The organism is Sinorhizobium sp. P24N7, from assembly GCF_042436655.1.
GTDB classification, from domain to species: Bacteria; Pseudomonadota; Alphaproteobacteria; order Rhizobiales; family Rhizobiaceae; genus Sinorhizobium; species Sinorhizobium meliloti_A.
Genome location: NZ_JBHMIW010000017.1, coordinates 131,136 through 149,419 on the forward strand (window position 1 = coordinate 131,136; position 18,284 = coordinate 149,419).

19 protein-coding genes and 1 pseudogene are annotated in these 18,284 nt (G+C 57.4%); 13 read left to right on the top strand and 7 right to left on the bottom strand.

Features of this window, described 5'->3' with window-relative positions:
- The first annotated feature begins 3 nt into the window (after positions 1 to 3).
- The 4 genes from ACFHWW_RS26740 (at position 4) to ACFHWW_RS26755 (ending at position 3,365) form a co-directional block, all read left to right on the top strand.
- Positions 4 to 396: a hypothetical protein gene (locus ACFHWW_RS26740; RefSeq protein ID WP_379942025.1), complete on the top strand. Its 393-nt coding sequence runs from the start codon at positions 4 to 6 to the stop codon at positions 394 to 396.
- Positions 362 to 2,386 (top strand): relaxase/mobilization nuclease domain-containing protein, encoded by a 2,025-nt coding sequence (locus ACFHWW_RS26745; RefSeq protein WP_379942028.1) that lies wholly within the window; start codon positions 362 to 364, stop codon positions 2,384 to 2,386. The genes ACFHWW_RS26740 and ACFHWW_RS26745 overlap by 35 nt, the downstream gene beginning before the upstream one ends.
- A 93-nt stretch (positions 2,387 to 2,479) precedes the next feature.
- A complete protein-coding gene (locus ACFHWW_RS26750) occupies positions 2,480 to 2,737 on the top strand; it encodes a hypothetical protein (protein WP_379942030.1) in 258 nt (85 codons plus the stop codon).
- A gap of 7 nt (positions 2,738 to 2,744) precedes the next feature.
- A complete protein-coding gene (locus ACFHWW_RS26755) occupies positions 2,745 to 3,365 on the top strand; it encodes a hypothetical protein (RefSeq protein ID WP_379942033.1) in 621 nt (206 codons plus the stop codon).
- Positions 3,366 to 3,430: 65 nt separating this feature from the next.
- On the opposite strand, the gene ACFHWW_RS26760 is transcribed toward ACFHWW_RS26755, so the two are convergent.
- Positions 3,431 to 4,207 (bottom strand): competence protein CoiA, encoded by a 777-nt coding sequence (locus ACFHWW_RS26760; protein WP_379942035.1) that lies wholly within the window; start codon positions 4,205 to 4,207, stop codon positions 3,431 to 3,433.
- Positions 4,208 to 4,697: 490 nt separating this feature from the next.
- Between ACFHWW_RS26760 and ACFHWW_RS26765 the strand changes: the two genes are divergently transcribed.
- Positions 4,698 to 4,847 carry a hypothetical protein gene (locus ACFHWW_RS26765; protein WP_379942038.1) on the top strand — a complete coding sequence of 50 codons (150 nt, stop codon included), beginning with the start codon at positions 4,698 to 4,700 and terminating at the stop codon, positions 4,845 to 4,847.
- A gap of 111 nt (positions 4,848 to 4,958) precedes the next feature.
- Here the strand turns inward: ACFHWW_RS26765 and ACFHWW_RS26770 are convergent, their stop codons facing one another.
- From ACFHWW_RS26770 to ACFHWW_RS26780, 3 genes are all read right to left on the bottom strand, one after another.
- Positions 4,959 to 5,435 (bottom strand): hypothetical protein, encoded by a 477-nt coding sequence (locus tag ACFHWW_RS26770; RefSeq protein ID WP_379942041.1) that lies wholly within the window; start codon positions 5,433 to 5,435, stop codon positions 4,959 to 4,961.
- A 553-nt stretch (positions 5,436 to 5,988) separates the two neighbouring features.
- Entirely contained in the window at positions 5,989 to 7,074 is a 1,086-nt protein-coding gene (locus tag ACFHWW_RS26775; protein ID WP_379942044.1) for a DUF6892 domain-containing protein, read from the bottom strand.
- Between the two features lie 424 nt (positions 7,075 to 7,498).
- Entirely contained in the window at positions 7,499 to 7,738 is a 240-nt protein-coding gene (locus tag ACFHWW_RS26780) for a hypothetical protein (RefSeq protein WP_379942046.1), read from the bottom strand.
- Between the two features lie 139 nt (positions 7,739 to 7,877).
- Here ACFHWW_RS26780 and ACFHWW_RS26785 point away from each other — a divergent pair.
- Positions 7,878 to 8,224: pseudogene (locus tag ACFHWW_RS26785) on the top strand (MerR family DNA-binding protein).
- A gap of 71 nt (positions 8,225 to 8,295) precedes the next feature.
- Here ACFHWW_RS26785 and ACFHWW_RS26790 read toward each other — a convergent pair.
- The 3 genes from ACFHWW_RS26790 to ACFHWW_RS26800 all read right to left on the bottom strand — a co-directional run bounded on the left by ACFHWW_RS26790 (position 8,296) and on the right by ACFHWW_RS26800 (position 11,025).
- Complete coding sequence (locus ACFHWW_RS26790) at positions 8,296 to 8,703, bottom strand: Fur family transcriptional regulator (protein ID WP_379942048.1); 408 nt, start codon at positions 8,701 to 8,703, stop codon at positions 8,296 to 8,298.
- Positions 8,704 to 9,211: 508 nt separating this feature from the next.
- On the bottom strand, positions 9,212 to 9,916 hold the full coding sequence (locus ACFHWW_RS26795) for a cytochrome c oxidase subunit 3 (protein WP_379942050.1): 705 nt from the start codon (positions 9,914 to 9,916) through the stop codon (positions 9,212 to 9,214).
- Positions 9,917 to 10,098: 182 nt separating this feature from the next.
- Entirely contained in the window at positions 10,099 to 11,025 is a 927-nt protein-coding gene (locus tag ACFHWW_RS26800; RefSeq protein ID WP_379942052.1) for a cation diffusion facilitator family transporter, read from the bottom strand.
- A gap of 623 nt (positions 11,026 to 11,648) precedes the next feature.
- Here ACFHWW_RS26800 and ACFHWW_RS26805 point away from each other — a divergent pair.
- From ACFHWW_RS26805 to lspA, 7 genes are all read left to right on the top strand, one after another.
- Positions 11,649 to 12,122, top strand: a complete 474-nt coding sequence (locus ACFHWW_RS26805; RefSeq protein ID WP_379942054.1) for a hypothetical protein — start codon at positions 11,649 to 11,651, stop codon at positions 12,120 to 12,122.
- 462 nt (positions 12,123 to 12,584) lie between these two features.
- A complete protein-coding gene (locus tag ACFHWW_RS26810; protein WP_379942056.1) occupies positions 12,585 to 13,220 on the top strand; it encodes a DsbA family protein in 636 nt (211 codons plus the stop codon).
- Positions 13,217 to 14,086 carry a peptidylprolyl isomerase gene (locus tag ACFHWW_RS26815; RefSeq protein ID WP_379942058.1) on the top strand — a complete coding sequence of 290 codons (870 nt, stop codon included), beginning with the start codon at positions 13,217 to 13,219 and terminating at the stop codon, positions 14,084 to 14,086. The genes ACFHWW_RS26810 and ACFHWW_RS26815 overlap by 4 nt, the downstream gene beginning before the upstream one ends.
- 353 nt (positions 14,087 to 14,439) lie before the next feature.
- Positions 14,440 to 15,000 carry a L,D-transpeptidase gene (locus tag ACFHWW_RS26820; protein WP_379942060.1) on the top strand — a complete coding sequence of 187 codons (561 nt, stop codon included), beginning with the start codon at positions 14,440 to 14,442 and terminating at the stop codon, positions 14,998 to 15,000.
- A gap of 47 nt (positions 15,001 to 15,047) precedes the next feature.
- On the top strand, positions 15,048 to 16,094 hold the full coding sequence (locus ACFHWW_RS26825; RefSeq protein ID WP_379942130.1) for a hypothetical protein: 1,047 nt from the start codon (positions 15,048 to 15,050) through the stop codon (positions 16,092 to 16,094).
- 61 nt (positions 16,095 to 16,155) lie between these two features.
- On the top strand, positions 16,156 to 16,872 hold the full coding sequence (locus ACFHWW_RS26830) for a L,D-transpeptidase (RefSeq protein ID WP_379942062.1): 717 nt from the start codon (positions 16,156 to 16,158) through the stop codon (positions 16,870 to 16,872).
- A 645-nt stretch (positions 16,873 to 17,517) separates the two neighbouring features.
- Complete coding sequence (gene lspA, locus ACFHWW_RS26835; RefSeq protein ID WP_379942064.1) at positions 17,518 to 18,021, top strand: signal peptidase II; 504 nt, start codon at positions 17,518 to 17,520, stop codon at positions 18,019 to 18,021.
- The last annotated feature ends 263 nt before the right edge of the window (positions 18,022 to 18,284 follow it).

Below are 18,284 nucleotides of genomic sequence, written 5' to 3' on the forward strand. Positions count from 1 at the left end.
CCCATGCGGGATCCCGCTGTTATGTTCCGCCTGCCGGGGCATCTTCAAGCAAACCTGGATGCCCTGGCCAAACATCTGAACACCTCTCCAAACCTGATTGCGAAACTGATCGTGATCAGGGAGATCACGCAAATTCCTGCAATGTTGGAAGAGCATGAAAAGCAGCTTGGAAACATGCACCACTTCCTGCAGGAGATGGCTTTGCGTAACGAGCAATTCCTTGCGGAAGACGGCGATCGCACGGAAGCGGCCGAGGCGATCATGGCCAAGCTGGACGAGGTCATGCTCGCCATGGACTCTATCCGTGACTCAGCAATTGTGCGACCATCGACCTATATCGAGGATCTGATCAAGGAGCACGATGAACGACCTGTCCAAGAGTCGCTCGCGGTCTAAGCCGGTAGGGCGGCGACTACCGTCATATTTCGATCTGATCAAAGACGAGCAGCGCCGCCGCGGTGGCGGCGGCGGGGGAGGGGGCGGCAAGCCGCAACCAATTTCTCCCCCAAGAGCTCGCAGCGCCGGCCCCTCGGCGGCCGCCGGCGCAGCAACTGCACTCAGCAGAGCTGCAGGCAACAATGCTGTTGTCGTGAAGGTGCTTTCTTACGGCGCCGGCTCTGGTTCCGCCCGCAATGTTCTGGCCTACCAGGCCAAAGAGGAGAAAGCCCGTGACCAATATGGTCGCGAAGTTTCCGACTTGAATGCCGCCGTAAAAGAATGGGAGCGCGAGTTCGCGCACCGCAAAGGCAGCAAGGATATTGTCCGCTTCAGCTACGAGCTGGAGAATGCAGACCGCGAAAAAGTCGCGCGTGCGCTGGATGCTCTCGCCGGCGAAGGATTTCGCGATGCAGGGGATACCGATCGCACCTATGCTTTCAGCGTCAGCCCTGGGGTGAAGGGGCAGACCCGTCTCCAGTTCGCCCTGGTCATCGCTCATGAGAAGACCAATCGAGGGGACCGCACCAGTCAAAGCAGGATCCCGGCAGAGCTCGGCGACATTCATGCTATCGATGCCCGGCTGGATCGAGCTTTGCGAGGGGAGGGGATCAACCCGGTCTCCAGATATCCGGTCGATTTTGCTTCTGGTCCGAAGGGTCTCACCGCGACACTGCACGCGATGCAACGCGAAGGCGCCGAAGTGACCTTGTCGACGAAAACCCACATCAGGCAGCGGCCTGGCAGGAGCGGCGTTTACGAACGTGGCGACGAGCGGCGGACGATCACGACAAAAGACCACAAAGAGATCACGGCGGAAGGCAAGACGGTCGCGGCGCTCATGCAGACCCGGCAGCCACGGGATTTCATGCATCTCTTGCTCTCAGGACCTGCAAACGTCGATCGCGATCAATTCATCCTGGCGGGCCGTGACTTCCTGAAGGAGCAGTTCACCGGTCACCGGTACGCCTACGCGGTTCACAATCGCAATGACATGGAAAAGCATCCGCATATCCATGTCATCGTCTCGCTGCGCAATAGCAACGGCAAAACGCTCAATCCGAACATTCGTGACTTTACGGAATGGCGCGTCCGCTTTGCGGACAAAGCCCGCGAGCGGGGAATTGCCATCGATCGTCAAAAGCGGATCGAGAGGGCAGGGCCGCCTCCGGTCAAGCGGTGGGAATGGGAAATGTTTCGCAGGATGGGTGCAACCGCGCCCGGTAACGTGATCCAGAAAGTTATCGCCAAGGTCCACGACAAGCCCACAGCTCCAAAGCTTGAAGTTGCGCGGGAAAAGTTCGACCAAACTAAAAGTTCTGTAAACCGTGTTATTGATATGCTTGAAGGCATGGCGAAGGATAAGTCTGCGCCAAGCACTATTCGCGAACTGAGCCAGGATCTGTCCGTCGGTCTTCGACGCGAGTATGACCGGCTCGAGATGGCAATTCGTGAGGGCAGGGACCCAACCTTAGAGAAAGGTCAAGATCACATGCTGCGATGCACTCCCATCAGTGCTGCCCAAGCGGCCGCCGCCAAAGAGACCTTGGCGAAAACCGCCATCAGCGTCGCCTCCAAAATTACCAACCCGGCTGACCGCGTGATCTTCGAGCAGGCGACAAAGATCATTGGCAAGGTCGTTGGGCTGCAGCTCGACTCGAGAGTGGCAAAGGAGAAAGATCGCGGGGAGGGAGCTCAGAACAATCGGAAATCGACCGCGCTCGAGACGAAATCCGCGGCCGGCCGTGATCATGTCGCTGAGCAGGGGATCGTCACGAAGACGTCGAACAACCGGGCGGTCGACGCCGCTCGCATTGCGGCGTCCAATGCGCGCGAGACTCGGGATAACGATCGTGAAGAGCGCGGTCGTGACAAGCAGAAGGAGCGCGAGGTCGCAAAGACAGTCAAACTGCGCCCGCCGCAGACAAAGGACCGCGATCGCAGCCGCTAGGCGAGGGCGGTGCGCTGATCGGCGCAACTGCCTTTTCAGCTTGTCGATACCGCAACTGATGACGCCGAACGGGCGTCATGCTATTGAAGTGGCATGGCCAAGAACACCACCACCATCAAACATACGAAAACCGGCACCTTAAAGGTCGCCGCCGGCAGGTCTGAGAAGTCGCCCAAGTCGCTTGCGGCTTCGGTGCTTTCGCAGCAACCCGCCTCCGGCAGGTCTGGGAAGTCGGCTAAGGCGCTTGCGGCTTCAGTGCTTTCGCAGCAGCCCGCCACAAAACGCGCGCACATAAGCCAAGCTGACGCTGACCGCGCCGTCGGCGCTTACCTTTCGAGGACGAAAAAGTAAGCATTGCATGGCGGGAGGCACCAAGGACGTCTTCATTAATTGCCCGTTCGACAACGACTTCAAACTCAGTTTTGAAGCGATGGTTTTCGCGGTTATTGGGTGCGGCTTCCGTGCTCGATGTGCCAAAGAGATGGACGATGGAGGCGAAACCCGAATAGACAAGCTCTATCGCATTATCGATGAATGCCGATATGGAATTCACGATCTTTCCAGAACGGAACTGGATCCAGTGAACCAGCTTCCAAGGTTCAATATGCCTTTGGAACTGGGTTTGTTTCTTGGTGCAAAGCGCTTTGGCGACGAATCTCAAAAAAGTAAGCGCTGCTTGGTTTTGGACGTCGCGCAATACCGCTATCAGATGTTTATCTCCGACCTAGCTGGGATAGATATTACCGCGCACGCCGGGGAACCCCGTCGGATCGTTGGGATCGTAAGGAACTGGCTTGTCACGGTTTCTCGCAGGAGAACCATTCCATCGCCCGAGGTGATACTCGACAGTTACGATCGCTTCCTCGTGGCGCTTCCGGAAATTGCCAATGTTGCCGGCATTGCGCCGGACCAAATCCTCTTTGCAGACTATGAGCGCATGGTAAGGGCTTGGGTCAAAAGGGACCATGGTAGAGGCTAATGGTGACGCCACCCGCATCGGGCTGGGCTAAAAAGAACCCCGCCGGTCAGAGCGGGGTTGAGAAACTAAAATTTCCGCGTTTTCCGTGCGCGCCTCTTGAGCAGATATCGCTCAAAGGCTGGCAGGTAGGTCCGTCTCGCCAAAGGCGACATCACTCGCCCTAACGAGTATCCCCGGAGCGGCGTGTTACGACGATGGTGCTCGATAAAACTCCGACGCGAGACAGGTGTGACGACGACGTAGTTGAGCCCTTGGCGAAACTGAAGCCGCCAGAGAGTTGGTTCGCTGTGAGGGTGCGATAGTCCGAACTCCGCCTCGCCGAAATCCAGGTAAACCGGGCATTCGCTTCCGTTCCACCGTTCCACGATGGAAGAGGCCTTCACAGGCAAGACCAGTTTGAGAGGTTGAGCGTTGACACAGGCGGCGGCCGCAAGCGCTTTCTGGAATGATGGCAGATCCTTTTTGAGCCTGGTCCCGTTCACCACCCATATCAGTCGCTTGTGGAAGTTCTCCCTGGCAGTCCGTTCCTGGTGCGAGATGTTGGAGTACTGGAACTCAAGCACGTTTCCGCCTTCTATTTTGACGTCGGCAATGTGCCACTCGCCGTCTGGCGCGCGTTGACGGACTTCCTGCCACTCAACAGGGAATTCGTTTTTCCAGCCACGATGCCATCCTGTTTCAGTCTCCCACCAGCGGTCGCAGTCTAGAACGCTGATGTGAGCCCAGTGCCACAGTTTCCTTGTGCCACATTTGGCAAGTACCGCTGAGGCGCACCCAGGGCATTCGCCGCGCAATTTAGGCTCCGCCTCGCAGCGGCCTCCTTTCACAAGTGCAAATTTCATTGTCTACCTCCAAGACAGCAGATCGCCGCCGGCAAGGGCGCGCGAGATTTAAAACCAGTGGGAAAAATCTGGCGGGCGGCTTGGATACCGCTTGGAGCTTCTTCGGGCAGCCTGTTGTGCTGCTCTTATTCGTTCTTGTGTCGTCCGCCATGACGACTTAAGCGCAAGCTAATCAACCGCAGAACAGAAATCAACTCGATCTGTGGAAATCGGGTTCCCCTAATTGGGCCCTTACTGCCTTGACAGCGACGTTGACAATTTCCATGTTGATCCCACCTCGCTGGTCCGGAAAGGGTAGGTGAGGGGTCTCGGGTGTTGCTGGGCGCTCCAGATTGAATGCTATCCAGTGTTGACGATTTCGGGCCGACTTCATACTAGGCAAGTCGGCGCCCCAACTTACACGTGGCCAGTACCACGCCTTACACAGGGGCCCGGGTCAGCAGCACTTTCATCGTGTGTGCGTGCCTATTTGGCGCAACAGGAGTCCCATATGGAACCGAAGTTCCCCATGGGCCAGATGAAAGTGTTCATGCTGACACTTTTCGCAATGGCCCTTTTTGCAAGCATCGTCCTTCTCAATAATCCCGGTCGATTAAAGATCGAGATTTTTCATATGTTTAATCTGGAATACGAGGGATGAAGCGCCGTTCCGTCGACGCGAAGCCGGGTGGTGCGGCCGCGGTCGATCGCCCCCCTTGCACCACCACGTGCAGCGCGACCTTTGCCGCCGCACGTTCAAAGCCTAGCAGCACTAGTATCGCCGCCGCCTTTGTGTCCTCGTGCCGCGAGTTCGGGGCTTGGGTTTGCTAGGGCCATCGGGACCGAAATACTCGGCGAGATGTGCAGCAGTTCTCTCGGCACCTTTGCGAGTTTTTTCCTTAAGCTCCTCGAGCTCCTCGTCGGATAGGGGCGCAGGTTGAGGCGGCAAGTGTTGCGCCAAATATGCCGCATCCCGGCGCGATTTGGCCTCGCTTTCCGCCCGCTCCTGTATCCGCTCTCCCTTCTCGAATAGCCATTCGGCCAATAACCCAGCGGGAGCGAACAAGAGCAGGAATGGCACGACAACCAGGGCGGCAAAAGCAAAATTGTTAGACATTGCAATGGTGGCGTACCACCACATGACCGTGCTGTCGGCGGTTCCCTTTGCGAAATTCATCAAGGCGTAAATGAAGGCAATGAACCATCCCAGCAGGAGAACGATGGCAACGAGCTTCAGCGACTTAACCATACAGAATTCCAGGAGTTCACTGCTGCGCCTAAACCATTACAGCTTTTCGGGGCTACACCGCCGCGACGAGCTGATCAGCACCGAGCCGTGCCATCAGACGATTCTGATCATCCCGGGTTGTAAGGCGAGGGCTGGCAACGGGCAGTTCTCACCCACTGGCCTAGTTTTCAGCAGGCGCAGGCTAGCGCAAGCTCGCCACCATTAATCCTGCAAGTCGTCGATATCCTTCCCCAAGGCACGCTCAATCCCTTTCCGCACCCCCATGAGAAACGGTGTGCTGTTGCCGCGAGTTCCAGGCTGCCCGGGAATACCGGGAAGGCCTGCGGCTGTTCCGCGTATGGCCCTGTAACCAACCTCAAAACCGTCTCTGAAGGTGCCTTCTCTGATAATGCCGGCCATGGTCGCCCCCTCCCATCGAAGGACATCACAGTTACACAACCCTCGGTGGGTCGTCAATTTCCCGCCGCAGATGGCGCTAAGCCGCCTCACCAGCCGGGTCACATCCCTCGTCAAGATCCAAGGCTCCGATCGAACTCGGTCGCTCCTGGTCGTATCATTCGAAAGCAGGCGGGGCAGGCTCCGTGGCAGTCACCCAGTGTACCCAAACTCGAGCCCCACGATCCTTCAACAAGTCGAAGATACGTCTTGTTGGCGTGCCGGCCGTCGCGACCTCATTATAAATATCATCGTCGAGAACCCTCACTTCCTTCAGCGCAGGCAAGTCCAGCAGAGCTTCGACGTGATCAATCCCGGTGCTGAGACTCAGATGTTCCAGTCTCTGGAATGGCACGAGGGTGCGCACGTCGACTTTTCCGATCATCGAAATCGCAGAAAAGCGCTTGAGGTTCGTACAAAGCTCGATCCCAGACAGGTCTTTCACATCGAAGACATCGTCTTCGCCGCCCCAGAAAAACCAAGCGTATGGGTAGGCTGTTCCGCCGCCGTCAAACTCGATCTCCTCCACGGCCGCGAGAAGCTCGTCGGTCAGCGGATATCGCTTCAGATAGTCCAGCGCCTCGGGAATAATTTCGTAACCCTCGTCCTCGAGATCGACGGCTCGGCCGAGGACGTGAGCGGCGAGCTGTTCGGGTGTGCCAAGATCGATCTGCTTTGCGTCGAGAAGCGAAGACAGCACGACGAGCTTGAGATTTGGATCATCAAATGGCGCTCCGGCCATGCCCGCTGCCGCCGGATAGGCTGGTTCCGTCGGTTCCGGATATTCCGCCTCAGGGTTGGAGAAGCTGATTTCGTTCACGGTCTCGAGAGTGAGTCGGACACACAGAGTGTAGCCTTCTGGAAACCGTCGCACGCCCATGCGCACGCCGCGCATCATCGGAAGATCGTCTCCGATCTCGAGAGACGGCATGGCGGCGCGCACCTGCCCGATCTTCAGTCCCATGGCGATTCCGCCGACCGGGTGCTGGAATCGGTGGTCGTAGTTCAGCATGCCGATCAGTCCGTTTCGATCGATCCATGCGACGAATCCGTGACTGTTCTCAAGCAGGTCAATCTTGCCGCCCTTATGGGGAGCAAGTGGCTTCCAGGCGGAGCCAAATGCTTCTTCGACCTTGGTGATCGGCATCCCGGGCCTTAGGTCAGCCAGCGCTGCGACATTCACACTTCCGTTCCATGCCGCCATCACCCGCACTCCGTTCATGGCTGCGACCGCGGCTGCGGCCAAGCCCGGCCATCAGTTCTCGCTTCCGCATCAAAAGTCAGCCATTCCCTGTAATGGAAAAATGCGACCGGCTGACATCAAGCGCCAGCCGGTCGCAGCGCGTTTCCTTGGGAGGATTTTCGCTAGGTCCGCCGCATAGGGGACGTCACCTTACTACCTTGGAGAGCGGACAGGATCAACGCTTCTCGGGAAAAAAATTCTACTGGAGTGGAAATCAGATAATAACAATTATGGAACTAACTGTTTGTTTTTGTTTGATAATCGAGATGAGCGCCGGAGCGCCGATCCCCACCAGAGGCGCAGCAATCCACATGGATACCCTTCGCTCTTTTCAGTCACTCTGACACTGGGATTCGTTCTCGAGTGTGCCTTCGGATCCCGCGGCTCATTCGTAGGGCTCGGACAGCGCTGCATCAGGCCGGCTGACAGGGTATCTTATGTCGGAGATCTTTGCAGCGAGCTTATCTGGACCATTCTGCTTAAGCAGCGCGCGGAAGCTCGGATGCATTCCACCGTCCTGATAAGCGAGCAGCTTCGGCGCCATTCCATCCCGCGTCAGATCTGCAATCTTGCGCTCGTCTGAAGCTCGGTTTGCGAGCACAGCCGCGTCAGCCGTTTCGGGCATTCGGCGAGGGACTCAAATAGCTTCCTCCCTCAAACTCCGCGTCGAAGACGTAGCGCCGTGAGGGGCGGCGATCGTCGGCACACGCCTCGCCTCGAAGACATCGTAGCCCGCCAAGGTGCCTATCATCCGCTACTACGAGATGGGGCTTCTCACGCACACGGAACGCTCGAAAGGCAACCAGCGTCGCTATTCGAGGCGCGAGCACGACCGTCTTTCGTTCATCAAACACGCGCGCGAGCTGGGTCTCACGATCGAGGCGATCCGCGAGCTGATCGATCTCAGCCAGCATCTGGAGCGCCCTGCGCCAAACGCTGACCGCATCGCCGCCGAACAGCTACGGGTGGTCAGGGGCAAGATCGCCCGACTGAAGAAGCTCGAAACGGAGCTGGAGGGTATAGCTACGCACTGCCATCGCAGCCAGGTTGCGACTGCTACGTCATTCAGGCGCTGGCAAATCATGAGCTCTGTGAGACCGATCACGCCTGAGCAGCGATCCGCGAGGAGGTCGTGCGGGCGAGGAAGCGCTTGAACGCCTCGAGCGCCTCCTCCTTGATCCTTTACTCTGTCGGCACGGCATAAAGCTCTACCCGCCTTCGAACGATTCGATACCCCATCTGCGCGGCGATTCTTTCTTCAAGTGCGTCGAGGCGAGGGTCGGAAAACTCAATGATCTTGCCGGTCGAAATGTCGATGAGATGATCGTGGGTCGCGGCGATCTCGTATCGCGCTTTGCCCGACCCGAAATGATGCGCAATAACGAACCCACCAGCGACCAAACGGCCCAATGTTCTGTAGACTGTTGTCAGTGAGACGCGTCTCCCCCGCGACCGCAGCCATCCGTGAAGCGAATCGGCATCCGGGTGGTCTGGTCCGGTAACGAGCGCTTCGAGGATGTCGCGCAAGTTTGCGGTAACTCGTAATCCGAGCTGCTGGCATCGGCTCTCAAGTTCGGACAAATCACCCATCACTACACAACGAAGTCCATGAGAAGCTTTATATTGAGGGCTGCAATGACAACGGCAATCAATATCGCAGCCCTTAACTGCAGTTGCAACTCATTTGCATATAGCTGACCGCTCATCTGCGCGCAATGTCTGCTGGTCGAAGAAGGGTGTTTGGGACCGGGACAGGTCCCCAAAGTGGACGGGTCCGCGTTTCAGCTCAAAAAGGCGAAGCAGCATGCATTTAGCCGCCGCGTTCGGCCGTCCTGCTGGAGCGTATAGCCACGCACTAATCACGGCAGCCAGGTCGCGACCGCTACGCAATCCAGGCGTTGGCGAACCATGAGCTCTACAAGAGTGGTCACGCCTGAGCGGCCGCGAGGAGATCCTGCGCGCGAGGGAACGTTTGAACGCCTCAAGCGTCTATCGACGCAAGTTGCCTTATTCAACAAACAGAAGGGCGAGAAACTCCAATCCCTCCAAACCCTATCTGTCTCAAATTGATTCGCAGAGGGGCACCATCGTTCATCCCTCACGAAATCAGCTGGCGGCAGATATCGACGAAATCATTCGCCCAGCCGGCAAAGAGTGCGAAGAGAACCACCCAGACGAAGAGCATGAAGTGCCAATAGAGGGCACAGAGGTCCACGCGCAGCCGCACCCTGTTGCTTACCGGGACGCTCCACGCCTTCGTCATCGTCCGGCCAAGCGCTACGATCCCGCCTACGATGTGAAGCCCGTGCATTCCGGTGATCACGTAGAAGAAGCTGTTAGCCGGGTTGCCAGCGAGCACATAGCCTGCCTGTGTCAGCTGTCGCCAAGCGAGAATTTGTCCTGTGAGAAAGAGGATCGCGGTAGCAAGCGCGGCAAGGAGCGCGGTCCGCACGGCCTCGCTGCGGCCTCGCTGCGCTTCGGTTTTCGCCCATTGCATGGCCGCACTGCTTACGATCAGCACAGTTGTGTTCACCCAGAGCAGCCGGGGAATGGGTGTTGACCACAAGTCGGGCGTTTCGACGCGCATCAGGTAGGCGCTGATGAAGAGGCTAAAGAGGGAGCCGACGACGGCAAGGAAAACGCCAAGGCCGATCCTAGCGGGCTCGATCGACAGTTGCCTTTCGCGGAACGCCTCGGGCGCGGGCCCCACTTCCAGCCACGGCTTGGATGTCAGCCGATGTTGGGCCATCCACCAGAGAATGATGGCGGCGATAACCGCCAGAAATATCATCATGACACTCATGAGGTCGCTCCCGCCGGTATGCTCAAGGTCCCGGGTCGTTTTGCGGAACGAAGTCCTTGCCATTGCCCGGCATGCTGTAATCATACGCCCAGCGAGAGATCACCGGAAGTTCTCCATAAACAGGCGGCGTATGCGGACTGCGAAATTGCGCGACGCCCGTGTCTCAGCGGGCGTTCGAGTTTTCACTTCCGCTCGCGCGCCAGCAGGGAACGGTCATGCGAAACCTTATCGGCCAACTCGATCTCGATCGTGGCATGGTCTATCCCAAACCGCTCCTTCAGCCGGGTCTTTGCGGCTTCCTTTAGCTCCGTAGCCCGGCCAAAATCGGTTTCGGACAGGGCGACATGTGCTTCGAGAGCAAGTTTCCCCTCCTCACGTTGCCACACATGCAAATGATGAACATCTTCGACTCCGGCCATCTCGTGCAACGAGGCCACAAGCCCGTCATAGTCGAAATCCCTCGGCGCGCTGTCGATCAGGACGGCGATCGATTTCTTGATCTCGTGATACCCGTGTACCCAAATATACAGCGCAATTAGTCCAGTGATCAGCGGATCGAGCCAAGCGAAAGCCGAACCCCACGCCATGATCGCCAATGCGGCAATGATCACACCCACCGTGGTCATGGCGTCGGCGATCATATGGAGAAAAGTGCTCTTGACGTTGAGGCTGCCGGTCTCCTTGCGCAGCACCCAGGCTGCGGCCAGATCTTCGACGAGCGCAATTACACCGACGACGAGCATTGTAGTGCTGGCTATTTCGGTCGGCGTGATCAGCCGGCTCACGGCCTCGTAGAGCAGGTAAAGTCCGATCAGTAGCAAGGTAGTAAGATTGATCACCGCGCCAACGGTCTCTGCACGCGCATACCCAAAGGTGCGCAGCTTGTCTGCCTGGCGTTGCGAAATGCGCCAGGCGATATAGGAGGCAAGGATTGACGCTGCGTCGGAAAAGTTATGGGCCGCGTCCGCTATCAGCGCGAGCGAACCAGAAATCAGCCCGCCGATAAGCTCGGCGACCGTAATTCCTAAATTGAGCGCGAGTGCAATCAGGAGGCGGCGTCCACGCCGCGAATTGTCTTCACCCCCAGCGCTGCGGTGTACATGGGCCATGGTCTGCGTAACGCAACGCGGTGTTTATCGTTCCCACTGCGGCGAGTGGCCGATCCCGGAAACCGTTCAGGTTGGCGTAACGGCAGGCGATCGAGGACCCTGGCCAAAAGGGAGGGGTCATTTTCGTCTCATCGCCCGCGTTTGCTTTGCCGAGTAACTGACCTATCCAACGATCAACCAGCCACCAGCCCCCCGGTGAGACCGCGTTCTGACCCCGCAAAGCCCAATCCGCCGGCGATGGCGCAGCAAACGAGCCTAGGATCTGATTGCGGCGACAGCAGCTCCCGACGCCATTTCAACTGAGGATCAAGCTTCTTCAGATCTCGCGGTCATCCACCGGGTCGGCCTGTAGGTGGTTGAAGCAAGCTGGTCTGACTCATGTTACGCCTGATGATCTCGCAAGATCGCCCATTAATCAATCGGCTGAAACAGTCTCTTAATTGTTGTCCTTCGAGAGTCGTGGGCTGCATGAACGTTGTATGGGCCTTGGATGGGCGTCATTGACGCAGGCTGCCGAACTCTCTTGAACCTCGACCAGCTGGAGGTACTACGGTCATGTCAAGCGCAGGGCTATAACTCGACGCATCAAGTCTCTAAGAGGCAAATTTTTAAGGAAATGCGACATGCGATTATTCGGAGTTTTCTCGACTTTTTTCCTGAGCGCCCTGATGGTCCTGTCAACCGCGCCGGTGGCCAACACAAGGGAAGCAGAGGCGCTGGTGATCGAGCGTGCTGAGATCATCGCTGGCCGCGACGGGCAAACCGACCGGGCATACGTGACGATATGGAATGGGGGAGAATCTCCGGTCTCCATCATCGATGTTTCGATCGCCGGCTACGAAGACGTGCGAGTTGTTACCGCGGCAGAGACAACTAGAGTGAAAGTAACGGACGCCGTGCTGACCATTCCCGCAAAGTCCGAACTTTTGATGCGCCCCAGCACAGTCTATTTTGAGATGCGCAGGACAAATCCTCTAACGGTAAATGCCTCCGTCGAAATCAAGATCGAATTCGATAACAAGAGGAACATGATCATTGCGACGTCACCGAAGACGCAGGGAACATTCACCGATCATCATCACCGTCGCGAGGGTTGACGCCTTGTTGTTCGTACGGCTGACATTTCTGTTCTAGCTGCTGATTGCCGTGGTTATGGTTTCATCGATCTTCCTCTGACATCGGCCGGCTTCTCGGCAAGGCTATCGAGAATTGTTACTCCGGTGCCAAAGCATACCGCCATATCCCAGTGCGAGCCCCAGAATTGCGGCTGTCCAAAACCCCCAAATCGCTTCCTCGCTCGAGTGCCCGACGATAAAGCAGACGAGCCGGAAGACACTCGACAGCAACAGATATCCGATGGCGGAAAATCCGAGAAACAATGCGGTCGTCCAGATGAGACGCGTCATGACAATACCACCTTCGATCGCGAAGGTAGCTTCAAGGTATACGGCGCGGAACTCAAGTTTTCTTGAGCTGGCGGGACGAAAAAATCACCTGAGTCCGCTTGCACCTCAAGCTGCTAGAGGTTTTATGATCTGGCCGCCAATTCAGGAGCGACCATGCAACGACGACAGATTCTCAAAGCTGCCACGGCACTATCTGCTGCCATTCTCTTCAGTGCGCGGGGCAGCTGGTCGCAAGACAATCTCGCCAAATTGATGGCACCGGGCCCCTTGCCCGAGAAATCGTTTGGATTCGAGAATGCGCCTGTCACGGTCCTCGAATATGCCTCGATGACCTGCGGCCATTGTCAGAACTTCCATCTTAACACCTGGCCGGAGATCAAGAAGCAATTCGTTGATACGGGCAAGGTGCGCTTCATTTTGCGCGAATTCCCGTTCGACCCCAGGGCAACGGCGGCCTTCATGCTGGCTCGATGCGTCGGCGAGGACAAGTGGTATGCCGCAATCGACCTCCTGTTCCGGACGCAGGAAAAGTGGGCCCGCGCTGAAGACGGCAAGCAGGCCATGCTGCAGGTGATGGCGATAACGGGCATGACGGAAAGCCAGTTCGAATCCTGTCTCAGCGATCAGGCGCTGCTCGAGAAGGTCAACGCCGTCGCTGCGACTGGGAGGGAGCTGGGGGTAGATTCGACGCCCACATTCTTCATCAACGGTAAGATGTATGCAGGTGCTCTGCCGCTTGACGAATTCAAGGCGATCGTTGATCCCCTGGTAGAGGCCGCCAAGCGATGACGCTCAAATCGATCCAGATTCTGCCACTCGCCCTCTCGGCCATTCTTCTCCTTGGCCCCACGTCCGCGCCCGCCCAGGAGGGCAGGGATGAGGTGTTGGCGCGCGTAAATGGTACAGAAATCCGCGCGTCCGACACGGTGATCGCCGAGCAGATGTACGGCGGCTTGGATGCCTCGGCCACCCCGGAGGCCAAGCGCTCGGCGCTTGTCGACGCGCTGATTGAACTGAAGGTCGTCTCTGACGCAGCCATCGAGGCAGGCGTCGAGAACGACAGCGAGTATCAGCGCCAGATTGCGCTGCTGAAGCAGCAGGCCTTGCGGGCGGCGTACGTCAAGAAGCTGGTGTCCGACGTGGTCACCGAGGAGGCCGTCAGCAAGGCCTATGCCGACAGAATCGGGAGCATCCCCGCGGTCGAAGAGATCAGGCTGAAGCACATCGTGGTGGCAACGGAACAGGACGCTGCCACGGTGATTGAAGGATTGAAGTCAGGAAAGACCTTCGAGGATCTGGCACAGCAGTATTCGAACGACGAAGTGTCGAAGGCGAAGGGGGGAGATCTTGGCTTTGTTGCGGTCGGACAGTTATTGCCGGAACTCGATGCGGCCGCGGCAACAATGAAAGCAGGCGACGTTAGTGCGACGGCGATCAAGAGCACTTTTGGCTATCATGTTCTGAAGCTTGAGGAGCGCCGCCAGCGTCCCGTGCCGCCTCTGTCGGAAGTTGCCGGGCAGATACGCGCTTCGCTGGAACAGGCCGCCGCACAACAGGTCGTTCAGTCCCTGAAGGCAAAGGGCTCGATCGAGAAGCTTATCCCGGACGTTCCCGTGAATGATGCGCACGCACATGAAGAGCAAAGCGGAGAATGATGCCTCGTGGTCTCCTGCTCAGCGTCCTGATCTTTCTTGCAACCATGATGTCGTCCCTTGTGGTTGCTAGGGACGCAATGCCGAGCCAGCAACTCGCATTAACCGCCGGATCGGTGCCGGCGCTTAGCGATTTCGATTGCGCTGACGAACTGCGAGCGGAGCAGACCATTGGGCATTGTTACAGCGAGGCGGCTCCGGCCATACTCCCTGCCCTTTTGCCATTCTGGATGTCGCGAACGGTCCTCGTTCCGCCCCTTTTAACTGTGCGCTCGGGTGTCGCCGGCGACGCTGAGAAGAGACCTCCCAAACGAGCCGCATAACACTCGCAGCTCGACGCAAATTGGGGACCCTTCATGTTCGAACGTCGCACAATATTGTTCGGTTCGCTTGCCACACTCCTGACTGGAACGACTGCGGCTGCAGCGGGCAAACGGATTTTCAGCCTTCGACCAGCCTTTCGACCGCAAATCGTCAACATTTCCGGCAGATATCCATCAGGTACTGTTCTGATAGACGTCCGCGGCCGTTTCCTCTATCTCGCCGCAGGCAGAGGCAACGCGATCCGTTATGGCGTTGGCGTCGGTAAGGCCGGACTCGCGTTTTCCGGTACAGCTACGGTCGGCCGCAAGGAAAAATGGCCGAGTTGGACGCCGACGAATAATATGATCAAACGGGATCCCGCCAAATATCTGCGATACGCAGGCGGTGTTTCGGGGGGCCCGCACAATCCTCTCGGTGCGAGGGCGCTTTATCTTTATCGCGACGGCAGAGACACCTATTACCGTATTCATGGAACGAATGAGCCATGGACCATCGGCAAGGCGGTCTCCAGCGGCTGCATCAGGATGATGAACGAACACGTCGTGGACTTGTACGAGCGCGTCCCGCTTGGCGCAACCGTGATTGTGTTATGAAAACTCCGGCCCGAACCCGCAACGAATCATCTTTTCAAAGCAAGAGTATGACCAGCAATCTTCTCCCGCATAAGCAATTCCGCTTTAAAGCGCAGATTGGCGCGGCTTACCGTGCCGGAATCGCCGTGCTGCTGGCGGTGGCTTTGACAGGCTGCATGTCGATGGAGCTTGACGACCTCGGCGATCCGTCGCCCGAGATTCCGTCTAAACTGATCGGCGAGATGGCCAAGAAAGGTACCAGACCGGACAGTGCCGTGCTCGTCCGCATCTTCAAGCAGGAGAGCGAACTCGAGGTCTGGAAGCAGAGCAAGACGGGAGAATACGCGCTGCTGAAAACCTATCCGATGTGCCGCTGGTCAGGAAAGCTTGGCCCCAAAACCAAGGATGGCGACCGCCAGGCGCCGGAGGGCTTCTATCATGTCTCCTCTGGCATGCTGAACCCGAAGTCACAATATTACCTTTCATTCAACCTCGGCTACCCGAATAGGCTGGAGTCTGCACTCGGCTACACGGGAGAGGCGCTGATGGTGCATGGCGCATGCTCGTCGTCCGGATGCTACGCGTTGACGGACCAAGGCGTCGGTGAGATTTATGCCGTCGTGCAGCGTGCGCTCGCCGGCGGTCAGGAGCGGTTTCAGGTGCAGGCGTACCCGTTCCGCATGACAGCGGAGAACTTGGCGCGGCATAAGACCGATCCGAACTTCGGCTTCTGGAAGAACGTCAAGCAGGGCTACGACATATTCGAGGCGACGAAACGTCAGCCTAAAGTGTCCGTATGCGGCGGCAAGTATGTGTTCAACACGGAATTCGAGGACGGCGAGCCGAAGGATCCCCTCGCCGTCTGCCCCGCGGCAAAAATGACGCCGGATGCCGGACTGCTGGCGAAGCTTCAGGAACAGGAAAAGAAGCTCGCCGATCTGTTGGCAGAGAGCACGTCCGTTCCGGTCAACGCCTATGTCGATGGCGGCATGCACCCGAACTTTCGGGCGCTTTTAAAGAAGAATGGTCCCGAAAAACTCGCTGAGAAAATCTCCACAATAAAATACCCGATTAGCCGACCGGATGCAGCCTTGGCCGATCCCTATGGCGGCTAATGCGATGCCGGAGAGATCCGGCTGCTCCCAAAACTTGGTACACGTGACGACAAGGAAAATTATGCCGCAGATTGTCGTTTGCCGTCGGTCATTCTTGAGGTTCTCCGCTGGCGCGGCGGCGGTGGGGTTGATTGGATGCACTACTGCGCGCGAAAGACCGCAAGCCGTTCCCGACGTGCCATCGAGGGCCGGTACCAGTTCTGTTCTCGCGGAAATGTACGGTGAGCGGCTGGAAGAACTCTATCCTCTTCCCCCAGTCCCCTATGAGAAGATCGATTCACGTTTTTATCGTCAGCTCGTTGCCGATCCTACTGGCGAACGCCCGGGGACCCTGGTTGTCGATGTCGGAAATCACTTCCTTTATCTTGTCCATGAGAACGGCCAAGCAATCCGCTATGGCGTAGGTCTTGGGCGTGCCGGCTTTGCGTGGGCGGGACGCGGTGTCATCCAGTACAAGCGGCAATGGCCGCGCTGGACCCCGCCGGACGAAATGGTTGCGCGACAACCCGAGCTGCAGCAATACAGCATCGCTAACGGCGGCATGGAGCCCGGTCTTACCAATCCTCTCGGGGCACGCGCCCTTTACATATTCCAAGACGGCGAGGACACGCTCTATCGCATTCACGGATCGCCGGAGTGGTGGACCATTGGTCAGTCGGTCTCCTCCGGTTGCGTCCGCATGATCAACCAGGATGTCATCGACCTCTATGATCGTGTGCCGAACGGTACGCCGATCGTCGTGACAGACCTGTCGGGCGGACCGCCGATGCAATCGTAAGCGTGCGAAGATATGATCCTCAAGGCCTTATACGCGGTTCGTGGTCGAGTTTGTATTAACCTCAATGAGAAGCGGCGTCCGATTGAACGTCGCGAAAAGAGTGGGAGATCAAGAGTTCCCAGGCGGTGCAAAGAAACAATTCAAGTCGTTTTCCGTCGGGTTCAAACAGATATGATAGCTCCCATCTCCCGAGGGCCTTTCGCGGCCATAGGGGATGAAAAAGAGCTGCCGCTTCGTGACTATAGGATGATCGCCCGGGTGAACAGATATGGAGAAGCCGTCTCGTCCTGGTTTTACGTCCTCGCTGGGCAGGGCCACGCAGTCGCCGCCGACCTCCGTGCCTCTGCAGCAACCCGGCGGGTACGTCCAGTCTCTGCTTGCCCGGTGAGCATAGGTTTCCGAGACAACGCCTAGAGTGACAGCTAGGAAAAACATGGCGGTTGATGGCTTCAAAATCATCTGCCCCTCCCAGGATCAATTCCCCAGAATCTGCCAGCAAAATACCTGACCGCTTCCCAACGACCTTTCTTGGCATGTTGCTGAGACAAATCGCCGCTCGGTCGAAAAGGCGGCTGCGGGGACTTGAACCTCTACCTGCTAGAGCTTCTATCAATTTAGCGTCACAAAAAAACGGATACCGACAAGATGCGCGTTTTGGCAAAAAGGCCGTTACTGCTGGCAGCCGTGGGCATGAGTATTCTCCTCGTAGATCAAGTGAGCAAGCTGCTGATCATTGAATTGGTGATGCAGCCCCCGCGGGACATCCCGCTCTTGCCCTTCCTGAATGTGACGCTTGGATTTAACCGAGGCGTGAGTTTTGGGCTCTTTGCCGATCAGCTTGGGGAGATGCCGGGCGTGCTCGGTATGTTCAAAATTGCTGTTGTGATCACCATTTTGGTTTGGGCCAGTACAGTGAAATCGCTTTTTCAAGCGATCGCGCTTGGAGCCATCGCTGGCGGTGCCGTCGGAAACATTATCGATCGGCTCCGTGACGGCGCGGTCACCGATTTCATCGATGTCTCTGTGGAAAGCTGGCACTGGCCGGCATTCAACATCGCCGACGTTGCAATCGTACTGGGCACGGCGGCCATCATACTGCATTCCATCCGTCCGGTCGGTGAAAGTGAACGATTCAGGAACCAGCAATGACGATATCACACGACGCAATTAACCGAGCATCGCGCGCCCGAACAATCCGTCGACGCAACAGAATCCTCTTCCTCGTGCTATTTGGCTTCGTGCTCGCTGTTTTCGCATCCAGCATGACGCACCTCGAACAAGAGACACTCGTGAAAGAGCGACTGGCCGCACCGTGATGAACAATCGTGGCTAATGAGCATCGCCCCCGGTCTCCGGCCGTAGCTGCCGCAGCGATCCTCATCGTGTCAAGCGTTGGACTGTTTCTTATGCCG